Source organism: Brevibacillus fortis (assembly GCF_046196545.1).
GTDB lineage: Bacteria > Bacillota > Bacilli > Brevibacillales > Brevibacillaceae > Brevibacillus > Brevibacillus fortis_A.
The window spans coordinates 3,415,829-3,428,182 of the sequence record NZ_CP176370.1 but is presented as its reverse complement, the minus strand read 5'-3'; the positions used below and the strand labels follow the sequence as shown (position 1 = coordinate 3,428,182).

Here is a 12,354-nt window from a genome sequence, read left to right as displayed (position 1 = left end):
GAGGAAGAATGCAGTGAGCAAGCCATTAGGACTTAACCGAGTCAAACTGAATAAACAGCAGACGGATGCTCATTCAACAGACAGCAAACCCAATCGACACGATATTGCGGTGATTGGTGCTGCTTGCCGATTCGGAAGCGCAGAAAACCCGGCAGACTTTTGGCGTCTGTTGCAAGCTGGTCAAGATTGTGTGCGAGAGCTTCCCAAAGAGCGCCAGAACGACTTAATTCCATTGTTACTCGCCAAAGGTTTGACGATGGAACAAATTCAATTTCGAGAAGCTGCCTACCTGAATGAAATTGATAAATTCGATCCGCAATTCTTCGGTCTTTCTCCGAAGGAAGCCAGCCAGATGGACCCGAACCAGCGCTTATTTTTGCTAACATGCTGGGAGGCAATTGAGGACGCTGGGTATGGTGGAACGATGCTCGCGGGCAGTCGTACGGGTGTATATCTGGGGTTTAGCAGTGATTTTGGTGAAGAGTATAGACGAATGATTCGAGAGCTGGAACCAGATGCGCTGTCCACCTCAATCATTGGCAATATGAAATCGGTGATCGCTTCTCGCATCTCCTACCTGTTGGATCTCAAAGGTCCGAGCATGCTTGTGGATACGTCCTGCTCTTCATCGCTGATGGCTGTTCATCTGGCATGCCAAGCGATTCGTCGAGGAGAATGTGAGATGGCGCTGGCTGGCGGTGTCAAGCTCATCTTGCTGTCTTTACAAGATGGAAGCAATGATTTGGGAATTTTATCGCAATCTGGACGTACTCGCCCTTTTGACAATGATTCAGATGGTACGGGTGTGGGTGAAGGCGTTGGCGCCGTTTTGCTGAAACCGTTGACAAAGGCTCTTGCAGACGGGGATTCGATTTATGCCGTAATCAAAGGAAGTGCCGCCAATCAAGATGGCCATTCTTTCGGGCTTACGGCGCCAAATTCATTGGCACAAGCCGAAGTAATTCAGCAGGCATGGAAAGACGCGCAGATTGACCCCGAAACGCTTTCCTATATTGAGGTGCACAGCATAGGCACCAAGCTGGGCGATCCGATGGAGATGGACGGACTGGAGAGAGCATTTCGCCCGTACACAAACCGGCGCCAATTTTGCGGGATCGGCTCCGTAAAAACGAACATCGGTCACACCGACCACGTAGCGGGTATGGCTGGTCTTTTCAAGGTGATTCTGTCTCTTAAACAAAAGCAGATACCTCCGCATTTGCACTTTCAGCGCGCGAATCGGATGATTCCTTTTGAGCAATCTCCCATTTACATCCATGACACTTTGACAGAGTGGGAACCGGAGCAAAGTGTGCGACGGGCTGGAATCAGTTCGTTTGGGATGAGTGGAACGAATGTACATCTCGTGGTAGAGGAAGCACCATTCATTCAGCCTCCAAAGCAAGACGAAGGGTTTCAGGCTATCGCTTTATCCGCTAAAAGCAAGGAGAGCTTGCTCAACCTGTTGCTCCGCTTTCAGAAGTGGACAAGAAAGCCTGTGGAGGAACTGCCGACATTGGAAAGTCTCAGCTTTACGGCAAATACGGGCCGTAGTCACTACGGCTATCGTTTGCTGCTGATTTGCAGAGACATGGACGATTTTGCTGCAAAAATCTCCAAGCTGTGCGCGAGTGACTGGACATCACTTTCTGAACCAGATATTTTCTTTGGCTGGCACAAGGTTATCTCGCAGGAAAAAACGGATAGAGAGCCTGGGATACTGACTGAGGCAGAACAACAAGTGATGAATAAGGCGGCTAATGCACTTTTGCAAAAGCTTTTATTGGCGCAAAGCAAAGAGTTATCTGATCTGAAAGAGCTCGGTGAATTGTATGTGAGCGGGGCAGATGTACGCTGGAGTGCCATGTATACGTTTAAAAAGCCGCGCCGCGTGCACCTCCCTGTTTATCCGTTTGAGCGAAAGCGTTGTTGGCTGGACATCTCTTCTCTTCATTCTCTTGACAAGGATGCCGGGAGAGAAAAAGACAATGTTGCACCGCAAAAGTCTGGAGAAGCGAAGCTGCCAAGCGTGGTGGTACGTGGGAGAAAACAGGATACCTACACCGTTTTAGAGCAAGAGCTGGCTCACATTTGGGGATATGTTTTGGGGCTTGAAGAAGTAGATGTCCATGACAATTTTTACGAGCTGGGCGGGGACTCGATCATCGCGATTAGAATGATCAGCGAAATCTCAAAGCGGATGAACCGAGAAGTAGAAGTACAAGACCTGCTTACCCATTTGACGATTTCTGATTTTGCTGCCTATCTTGATACGGCTGGGCATAAAGAAGAACAGGTTGCAAAAGCAGAGGCAGCTGCTACGGTAGTCCAAACTGTTCAACAACGAAACACTAAATCATTGCATGGTACGCAAATCAAACGCAGCTCGTATGCCGATATCAGTCATTTATCCTGGCGTCAATGGAATTGTTATGATCGCGGTCTCGCTTTATTAATGGAGGAGCAGGATGCCCATCTGATTCCGTATTTTAAGCTTTTTCTCGGGTTGAAGCGCGGCTATCAGCTTGATACTGAGGGGTACCCCTATTCGTATCGGGAGCATCCTGAGGTTATGGGATATTTGTCGGATGAGGAGATGCTTTACAAATTTGGCTATCGGGTCAAACTCGTGCCTGTCGCTCGTCTGGATGAATTGCATGAGTCGATCATTCACCAGTTGGATCAAGGCAAGCCAGTAATGGTTGCGTTTGACGAGTACTACACCTTTTACACACCGCAATACCAGAAGGAACATACCGATCATCTCACCGTCATCACTGGCTATGACCATGACAAGAAGGTTTATACGATCATCAATCACAATCATTTGACTCGAGGGCAAGCTCAACGAATCCAGTACGATAAATTTTCCACAACGTACCAAACGCTTGAGGAGATTTATGCAAATGTAGAGCCGCATTCCCGGCTCATCATGGTGCTCGATCGCGTTACAGATGACGAAGCAATCTTACGTGCCAGCGCGGAACAGGAGTTGCTGCGTTTACTAAAAGCAGTCGAGAGTAATCAGCAAGTTGGTCGTGAGCTTACGCTGTTGCTGTCACTTACGGAGCAGCCAGACACCTATTTTCATGAAGCGAATTTAAACGAGCTCTACGTTCAATTAGGCGGAAAAGAACTGTGGGTAGAAACATTATTGGACTGGTACATTCCACAGGCAGATCAGTCTGTACGCGAACTGGCGGAAGAGATTTTGCAGACATCCAATAACGTGGTGAATCGCTATGCCCTTAGCTTATACAAAGAAAAAATGTTGAAGCGATCCGATATGGAAGCTGCTGTCGATAAGTTGAGGTCTCTCACTCGTCAATTTCTGCAACAAGTATTTGCCTTGCGAGAACGTGATTCGGATATCCGATAGTCGCATGTGTTTACCATTACGATAGACAGGAAGGAGAGTGCTCATGTCACTCACCGAGATTCAACCGAGCAAGCATCCGAACCTGGATTGCATCGGCGCATCTATCTACACGGTTCTGAAATACCTGAACTTTTCCGCCTTGGAAACAGCTTGGAAGCAGTGCGGTGCCATCTATCTGAAAACGCTGGATTCCCCTTATGGAGATGTAAACGGTCAATACATGAGAACAGTCGCAGAGCTTACGTGGATTCACAATATCCGCGTTGAAGGACGGGCTGAACCGGAAGACGACCTGTTTTTGGCAAATATTCAAGCACGTTTAGAACGGGATATACCGACAATCGTCCTCTGCAATATGGCAGAACTCCCGTACAACCCTTATTATCAGGACCTGCCTGAAATGCATAGCATCATTGTCACAGGAAGAGAAGACAACCATCTTCTGATCGTCGATGATTACTACCGCTACAAAGGTCTGTTGCCCATCGAGCAATTCTTACAGGCTAGTAACTCTTCCTATCGGGATGCAGGTACAGGTGAATGGTATCCACTCCACAATCGTTCATTTGAATTGGTGCTTTCAGATTCCCTGCATCCGACGCCCGATCAGTTGCTGGAAGCAGTCAGGAGCAATCTCAGCGTACTAGAGGGTCGTTGCGATATAAGTCAAATCAAGCGCGAGTTGGATGTACCCGACGATGTCAGTGTTGAGGTAGGACTGAAATCCCTTGATCCTTTTCTCAATGACGTAGAGGCTTTTCTCGCTAGTGGAGTGGAGATTACAGACGATCATCTCGATATTCTTAACCACAGCTTGATCAGCATGGCACAAACACGAGCGATGTATGCCAATGTCCTGCAAGTGATCAGTGAGAAGTACCAAAACTTTGGTGAACTTGCCGAGCAGTATCGCAGTATCGGTCATCAATGGAAAATTACGACCAATATGATTCTTAAAGCTTTTGACAGTAATCGCAGTGACATGGTTCATCGCGTTCTGCAAAAAATCAGAAGTATACAAACGCAGGAATTTGAAGCAGTCGTCAAAACAAGAGAAGTACTGGAACGGGTTGGCGTTGTTGTGTAAGCATCTACCACTTGGAGGGACTCCTATGGAAAGGGAAAACGAAGTATACGAGACGCTCCTCCGGTTGTTTTCTGAGTACGTGAACGAAAGCGGAGAACTTACGGAGTACATTGATTCATTGACCTTTATCAAGTCGGTCGTAAAAGTTGAAAAAGAGTTTGGCATTGAATTCGATGATGACATGCTCCATTTGGAAAACTTTCAAGATATGAAAACGTTGGCAGGTTACATCCAGCAAAAAATGGATGCAAAATCTGCCTGATCAAAGGGCCAAGATGTATACGGTCGATCGTACGAAGACGGGAAAAATCGGGAGTGAGGGCTCAACATGCTAACGAAAATGATGGCCATAAGTCATATGATTGGCAATACGCCTTTAAACAAACTTGAGCATGAGCACATCAATCTGTTTTGCAAGCTGGAATACAACAACCTCATGGGAAGTGTAAAAGTGAGGCCCGCCTTTTACATATTACAGGAGGCGATCAAAAGAGGAGAGATCACCCAGGAAACTACTGTAATCGAATCTTCTTCGGGAAATTTTGCTATCGCTTTGGCGACTTTGTGCAAGCGACTCGGAATTAAATTTATTCCAGTCATTGATCCAAACATCAATCCTGTCTATGAGAACTTGCTCAGGGCATTTTCCCATGAGGTCGTAAAAGTAACGGACCGTGACGAGACAGGAGGATTTCTCCTGACGCGCATCCAAACGGTCAATCGCCTGCTGAATGAGACGAATAACTCGTTTTGGACCAACCAGTATGGAAATCCGGATAGCGCTCGAGCCCATTACTTCGGATTGGGAGCAGAGATCGCAGACAGCTTCGAGTCTTTGGACTATGCTTTTATCGGCGTTAGCTCTGGCGGCACGATTACTGGAATCTCGCAGCGTTTGAAGGAACGTTTTCCTGACATAAAAATCGTTGCTGTCGATACAGAAGGATCCGTTATCTTTGGACAAGAGCCACAAAAACGATACATCCCGGGAATTGGATCGAGCATGCGGCCTGACATACTCAAGGGCGCGATTATTGATGAGGTCGTTCATGTTTCGGAGGAGGACACAGTCGAGGCTTGCTACCAGCTATACACTGAGCATGGCATTTTTGCTGGAGGATCTTCTGGGACTTCCTACTGGGCGATTAAAAACTATTTCAAAGATCAAAAGCACGCAGTCAAGCCAAATGTTGTCTTTTTATGTCCAGACGGTGGTATGCCGTATGTCAATACCGTATACAACCAGGAATGGGTTCAGTGGTTGCACCAGCAAAAGCATTCTTTCGTTGGCAATTAAGCAGTGTCCAATCAAATCTACTACGATAAGCAGGGTGGGATGTACGATGTTATATCTAAACACGAGTGATATTGAAAAGGTCGGCAAGAATTGGAAGGAAACCATTGATGTGATTGAACATGCTGTGCATTCCTTACAAAAGGAAGATTATGCACAGCCGATTAAACCTTACTTGCGGTATCATGACATGTCAAACCGCATTATTGCCATGCCAGCATTTGTAGGCGGAGATACTTACATGGCGGGAATCAAGTGGATTGCCAGTTTCCCGAAAAACCTCCAAGAGGGTATCCAACGCGCGCATTCGATTACCATCCTGAACGAAGCCAGAACGGGTAAGCCTGTGGCAACGATTAATACGGCTCTGGTCAGCGGCATTCGAACTGCTTCTGTTTCCGGTCTTCTCCTCAAGCATTACGAACAAGTACGTCCCCTGCAAAATGTAACGGTCGGAATTATCGGATTTGGCCCGATTGGCAGACTTCATCTGCAAATGGTAACGGCCTTGTTAGGAGAGAAGATCGACAAGGTGGTTCTTTATGACATTGCGGGTATCCAGCAGGAGCATATTCCGGCTGAGATAAAAGAGAAAACGGTTATCGCACAAACGTGGGAAGAAGCATACTGCGAGGCAGATGTGTTCATTACGTGCACGGTATCACCGCATGGTTTTATTGACAAGCAACCAAAACGTCATTCCTTGTTGTTAAATGTATCGTTACGCGATTTTACACCAAAAATTCTCGATTATACCCGCTCCATTATCGTTGACGACTGGATCGAAGTTTGCCGTGAGAACACAGACATCGAGATCATGCATCTGGAGAGAGGATTGCAAAAAGAAGATACCAAATCCATCACAGATATCGTCTGCCTTGACCAGATGAAAGAGTTTCCACAAGATGAGCCCATCATGTTTAATCCGATGGGGATGGCGATTTTTGATATCGCCATTGCTGCCTACTATTACAAACAAGCTCTCTCGCAGGGGATCGGAACTCACTTGCAAGATTAACTGGAGGTTACCATTTTGTACGATGTGCTGGCAAATCTAAAACTGGTAGAGTCATCTCGTATTTGTTTGCACGAGTCACATGAAAACAAGCGACTACACAAGACCAGACAGATCATTGAGGAGGAAGGGATTTTGCGCCATCCCCCGCTGGCGATTCTCATGCAAAACGGCCAGTATTTGATCATTGATGGTGCACATCGGACCTTTGCTCTTCAAGCGCTTGGGTGCAAACATATCCCCGTACAGGTAGTGGAGCATGAGGATTTTCACTTGGATATGTGGGATCATATTGTGCCAGTCGCTGCATGGTTGCAATCAGTGGAGCAGGATTCTGTGTTTCGGTGGGAAACAGAGCGTTTAGGAGAAACGCCTGTGGCAGAAATGAAGATAGGGAACAAGGAACGCTTCTATCTGTATCCAAATGAGAATCGGCAGGATGAAGAGTGGCGAATGAGGCTATGGCGTCAATTAGTGGACAGTTATAACTATAGCCACCAGGTGCATCGTCTGCCCACAGGGATGCTCGAATGGCCGGAAACAGGAGCCGCCTTGATACGGTTCCCGCCAATCAGTCTGGCGGAATTGGAGCGTATCGTATCGGAAGGGCATGTCTTGCCTGCGGGTGTTACCCGTTTTGAAATAGAAGGGCGTCTATTAAACTTGTGTATTCCAATTAATTTATTGAAGCAGGAGCAAATCGAGCTAGAACAGTGGGAGCGATTGGTTAAAAAATGGAGAGAAACCTTGCGCCTCTACTCGAAACCCGTGTATATGTGCGATGCGTAATAAGAAACCGTGGCGAGTGTGATTCGCCACGGTTTCTATCCAATCCCAATTACATCACGTACTCGTTTACTTGCGGTTGGGGTCTTTCCCACAGACGCAGCGCCTAAAAAGGAGTGGATCATTCTGCAAAAGATCATAGATGAGTCGAGACGAAAACTAGCGTTCTTGCTGATCTGTCTGGTTCTCGTACTTTCCGGCAGTATGCCCGTGTACGCCGAAACGAGCGTTCGACCAGATACGGAAATCGCAACGGCAATCGAACAGCTGGTGAATAAAACCATGGAGTCCGAAAAAATCCCGGGTGCAGCCGTTGTGGTTGTCAAAGAGGGGAAAACGATTTACAAGCAATCGTTTGGATTTTCCGATGTCCAGAAGCAGGAACGGATAACTGCTGACACATTGTTTGAAATCGGATCGAACTCCAAAGCTTTTACGGCGCTAGCCATGCACCAGCTGGTCGAGCAAAAACGTCTTTCTCTGGATGATCCTGTTCAGAGCTTTATACCGTGGTTTACCGTTACATATAAAGGACAACCGGAAACGGTCCTGATCAAGCATTTGCTGTACCATACCAGTGGGATTCCGTTTGAGAGCATTGGTTCCATACCTATCTCTTCTAGCGAGAATGCAATCGAAGAAACAGTTCGAGCGATCAATCATACTGAACTGGTTCGTAAGCCGGGAACCGAGTATGAATACGCCACCATTAACTACGATATCCTGGGCTATGTGGTCGAGAAAGTTACCGGTCAGTCCTATGAGCAGTATGTGCAGCAACAAGTCATTGCCAAATTGGGACTAACCCATACCTTTTTGAAGGCACAGGCACCCGAGTGGGATATGGCAAAAGGGCACAAAATCAGCTTGTTTTCTCAAAAAGTGTATGATGCGCCTGATTATCGTGGAAACACGCCAGCTGGTTATGTCGTATCCAATCTGAACGATATGGAACAGTGGCTGAAGATTCAGCTAGGGGTGGAGTCTTCTGGGGTGCGTACGGAGTTGGTGCGTGCCTCACATCTTCCTGACCGATCGGTACCTCCAGCCGCGGATGGTTCCTCGTATGCGTCAGGCTGGATGATTTATCAGGATGGTGGAGGGCAAATTTCGCACGGCGGCAACAACCCTGGATTCTCGTCGTACATGGTGTTTCGCCCAGAGGAAAAGCTGGGAGCCGTGGTTTTGACCAATACAAATTCGTTGAATGCATACGTTATCGCGGAAGGGGCCGTCAATCTCCTACAAGGAAAAGAAGTGCCAGTAGTCGTGTCTGACACCAATCTGCAGGCAGATCGTTTGGCGACTATTAGTCTTGTAATCCTTGGTATTCTTGTGTTGGTACTTAGTGGGGCAATCGTGCAGATTATGGTGCAAGTCTTTCGAGGTGAACGAAAACTCGCTTCGAATGCGGGGCGCATCTGTTTAACATCTTTCGTTGCTTTTGTTGTCATGGGAAGTGTATTGACAGCCGCTTTGTACTATTTACCGGATGTTTTTTTTATGGGGCTACCCTGGCAGTTCATCGAGGTCTGGCTTCCGATCACCATTTTTTACGCCATGTACGCATTGGTGGCAGGACTCGCTCTGTTTAATGTCTACATCACACTCACCCGCTTGTTCCCGAAATCGCAAGAAACATCCATGACTTCTATTGTCATACAAGGGCTTATCAGTGGATTTGGGAATGCGCTTATTATTTTTATGATCAATCTGGCGCTGACTTCTACAAACAAGTTTCATGCATCCATCTTCCTGTATTTTCTCATGGGTATCTTGTTGTATATCGTCGGGGAGAAAATGATGCGTAGCCGACTGATTGTGATCACAAATGAAATCGTATACGAAAAAAGAATGGAACTGATCCGCAAAATTTTTCGGAGCCCTTATCAAAAGTACGAGACACTTGATAACGGTCAAATATATGCGGGGCTAAATAACGATACGGAAACGATCAGTACATTTGCCAATAGTGTCGTTGTGGCACTGACGAGTGCGGTTACACTCGTGTTTTGCTTCATTTATCTGGGCTCGCTTGATCTATACGGATTTTTGTTTTGTCTGGCTGTCATTTTTGTGGCTGTAGGCTTGTATACGCTGGCAGGTCGCTTTGCAAACAAAGTATGGGAGGAAACCAGAGACATCCAAAATGTGTTTTTCTCCTATATTACCGATATGATCGGGGGTTTCAAGGAGCTGTATTTGACGCAGGCGCAACGAAAAGAATTCGAAGAAGACATGGAAAGAAGCTGCTCTGACTATCGACATAAGAAATCAGCGGGTCAATTTAAATTTGTGAACGTGTATTTGATAGGGGAATTACTTTTCGTCGTGGTAATCGGCACGGTTGCCTTTTTATTCCCGATTCTCTTCCCCTCGCTTCAAAAAGAGATGCTGATTAGTTATGTGTTTGTCTTTCTGTATATGACAGGGCCCGTTCACGGTATTTTGAATGCGGTACCGGAGCTGATTCGGATCAAGATCAGCTGGCAGCGATTGAATGCGTTGCTTGATTCGTTATCAGTGGAAACAAGAAGAGAAGAAGAAAGCTTGGCAGAGCGCAACTCGCAAGACTTTGAGTCGTTTTCAACTGAACAGGTGCGTTTCCGATACAAAAACAAGGAGGGCGAAGAGTTTTCCGTAGGGCCGCTGGACTTCTCCTGCCAAAAAGGAGAAATCGTCTTCATTGTTGGTGGGAACGGCAGCGGGAAGTCAACATTTGCCAAGCTGATTACCGGCTTGTATGAGCAGGATGAGGGCGAGTTTTTCATGAACGGTCAAAAAGTGAACGCTGATCAACGCTGCGAATTCTTCTCCGCGATCTTCAGTGATTTCTACTTGTTTGAGAAGATGTACGGAATCGATTACCAAGCGAAGCAAGAAGAAGTGAATAAATATTTAGAGGTGCTTCGCATCGCTGACAAAGTGGAAGTGGATCAAACGGGTACGTTTAGCACGACGAAGCTGTCTACGGGTCAGCGTAAACGTCTTGCCTTAATGCTCAGTCTGGTAAGAGATCGCCCCATTTTCCTCTTTGATGAGTGGGCAGCAGACCAAGATCCAGAGTATCGTCAATTTTTTTACGAATCCTTGCTGCCAGAAATGAAGAGACAGGGCAAATGTGTCATCGCGATCACACACGACGATCGCTACTTCCATCTTGCTGATCAAGTAGTGAAAATGGAGAGCGGGCGAATTATTTCGCAGCAAACACTTGCACACGCCTGATGGAAAAGCAAGCAGAGAAGACCGAACGGGATGGTGCCCGGCGGTCTTTTCTTGCATGATAGGCACGGCTCCATTCGATCGGAGACACTAGACAAACAATTCAGACAGTTATATAATTGGAAGAAGTTGGGGTGGAATGCGGTGGAATGCGGTAACATCATGCGGGTGTAGTTCAATGGTAGAACTCCGGCTTCCCAAGCCTGCGGCGTGGGTTCGATTCCCATCACCCGCTCCATACGAAAACGAATGGGCGAAATATTACTATCGAAAATAGAAGTATCACGGGTGTACAGGGAAGTTACACCAAACAAAGAGTCCTTCCATGGTAATTGGGGAAGGACTTTTTACTTGTACATTTTTCTAAACGTATCGTTTAATTTTTTGGTCACATACTTCTTTGGATTTCTTATCCATCCCGATTTCCATTCCCGCAGGATTCTCAGTCTTGTGAGTTGAATAAACCAATGAGCTCTCATGATCATCCGCTTTAACAAGCCCGGCTTTCTTTGCCTGTAGCTCCATTTCAACATGGATCGCCGTCCTTTTCTTTATGGTACCAGTAGGGGGTTACAGAACAAACATTTGCCACCGTATGGAAGCGATTGTTTCGAAATGACAAAATAAAAAAACGGAATCGGAGGTTTGACATGAGAACCATACCACTCGGCACGAGCAAGTTAGAAGTACCAGTCATCGCAATTGGGTGCATGAGGATTGGGTCACTAGACAAGCTGCAAGCGGAGCGCTTCGTACAAACGGCGCTTGAAGAAGGGGCGAACTTCTTCGACCATGCAGATATTTATGGAAAGGGCAAATGTGAAGAAATATTTGCGGAAGCGATTCAGATGAGCCCTAGCGTTCGCGAGCGTATCCTTTTGCAATCGAAATGTGGCATTCGGCCTGGCATGTTCGACTTTTCCAAAGAGCATATTTTGAATGCTGTGGATGGCATTCTAAAACGCCTAAAAACTGAATATTTGGATGTATTGCTGCTGCACCGTCCAGACACGCTTGTCGAGCCAGAAGAAGTAGCGGAAGCGTTCGATCTTCTGGAAAACGCGGGTAAAGTCCGTCACTTTGGCGTCTCCAATCAAAATCCGATGCAAATCCAGCTGTTACACAAATATGTGAAGCAACCAATCGTCGCTAACCAGCTGCAGCTCAGCATTATGAACGCGTCGATGATTTCGCAAGGCTTCAACGTCAATATGGAGAACAACTCGGCTGTGAACCGCGATGGCAGTGTACTCGACTTCTGCAGGTTGCATGATATTACGATTCAGCCTTGGTCGCCGTTCCAGCATGGATTTTTCGAAGGATCTTTCCTTGGGAACGAGAAATTTCCTGAGTTGAACAAAAAAATCGATGAAATTGCAGCTAGATATGAAGTATCCAACACGACAATCGCCATCGCTTGGCTATTACGACACCCGGCGAACATGCAACCTGTCATTGGCACAACGAATATCGACCGAATGAAAGAGTGCGTGAAAGCAACTCATATTCGCTTGACGCGAGAAGAGTGGTATGACATCTATCGCTCTGCCGGAAATGTGTTACCTTAA

The 12,354-nt window shown here is 46.6% G+C and carries 8 protein-coding genes and 1 tRNA gene; all 9 read left to right on the top strand.

Translation table 11 applies throughout. The annotated features are described in order from the left end of the window. Positions 1–13 precede the first annotated feature (13 nt). Complete coding sequence (edeG, locus tag ACKKE8_RS17045; RefSeq protein ID WP_409174125.1) at positions 14–3,379, top strand: edeine polyketide synthase EdeG; 3,366 nt, start codon at positions 14–16, stop codon at positions 3,377–3,379. Positions 3,380–3,422: 43 nt separating this feature from the next. Beyond that, positions 3,423–4,466 (top strand): BtrH N-terminal domain-containing protein, encoded by a 1,044-nt coding sequence (locus ACKKE8_RS17040; protein ID WP_409174124.1) that lies wholly within the window; start codon positions 3,423–3,425, stop codon positions 4,464–4,466. A gap of 25 nt (positions 4,467–4,491) precedes the next feature. Beyond that, positions 4,492–4,728, top strand: coding sequence for a phosphopantetheine-binding protein (locus ACKKE8_RS17035; RefSeq protein ID WP_007727253.1), 237 nt, complete (start codon positions 4,492–4,494; stop codon positions 4,726–4,728). Between the two features lie 66 nt (positions 4,729–4,794). Next, positions 4,795–5,763, top strand: a complete 969-nt coding sequence (gene sbnA, locus ACKKE8_RS17030) for a 2,3-diaminopropionate biosynthesis protein SbnA (protein WP_409174123.1) — start codon at positions 4,795–4,797, stop codon at positions 5,761–5,763. Between the two features lie 46 nt (positions 5,764–5,809). Then, positions 5,810–6,778: a 2,3-diaminopropionate biosynthesis protein SbnB gene (sbnB, locus tag ACKKE8_RS17025; protein ID WP_409174122.1), complete on the top strand. Its 969-nt coding sequence runs from the start codon at positions 5,810–5,812 to the stop codon at positions 6,776–6,778. Between the two features lie 24 nt (positions 6,779–6,802). Beyond that, positions 6,803–7,564 carry a ParB N-terminal domain-containing protein gene (locus tag ACKKE8_RS17020; protein ID WP_409179147.1) on the top strand — a complete coding sequence of 254 codons (762 nt, stop codon included), beginning with the start codon at positions 6,803–6,805 and terminating at the stop codon, positions 7,562–7,564. Positions 7,565–7,729: 165 nt separating this feature from the next. After that, complete coding sequence (gene edeA, locus ACKKE8_RS17015; protein WP_409179146.1) at positions 7,730–10,789, top strand: cyclic peptide edeine export ABC transporter EdeA; 3,060 nt, start codon at positions 7,730–7,732, stop codon at positions 10,787–10,789. 161 nt (positions 10,790–10,950) lie between these two features. Further along, positions 10,951–11,024 (top strand) — tRNA-Gly (locus tag ACKKE8_RS17010). A gap of 412 nt (positions 11,025–11,436) precedes the next feature. After that, the gene (locus ACKKE8_RS17005) at positions 11,437–12,354 is read left to right on the top strand and encodes an aldo/keto reductase family oxidoreductase (protein WP_409174121.1); all 918 of its coding nucleotides are present in this window, start codon (positions 11,437–11,439) and stop codon (positions 12,352–12,354) included.

Bases quoted from the DNA above. Each gene is read 5' to 3' on its own strand.
- ACKKE8_RS17005 (WP_409174121.1), top strand. From the start codon at position 11,437: ATGAGAACCATACCACTCGGCACGAGCAAGTTAGAAGTACCAGTCATC.
- ACKKE8_RS17035 (WP_007727253.1), top strand. From the start codon at position 4,492: ATGGAAAGGGAAAACGAAGTATACGAGACGCTCCTCCGGTTGTTTTCT.
- ACKKE8_RS17040 (WP_409174124.1), top strand. From the start codon at position 3,423: ATGTCACTCACCGAGATTCAACCGAGCAAGCATCCGAACCTGGATTGC.
- sbnB (WP_409174122.1), top strand. From the start codon at position 5,810: ATGTTATATCTAAACACGAGTGATATTGAAAAGGTCGGCAAGAATTGG.
- sbnA (WP_409174123.1), top strand. From the start codon at position 4,795: ATGCTAACGAAAATGATGGCCATAAGTCATATGATTGGCAATACGCCT.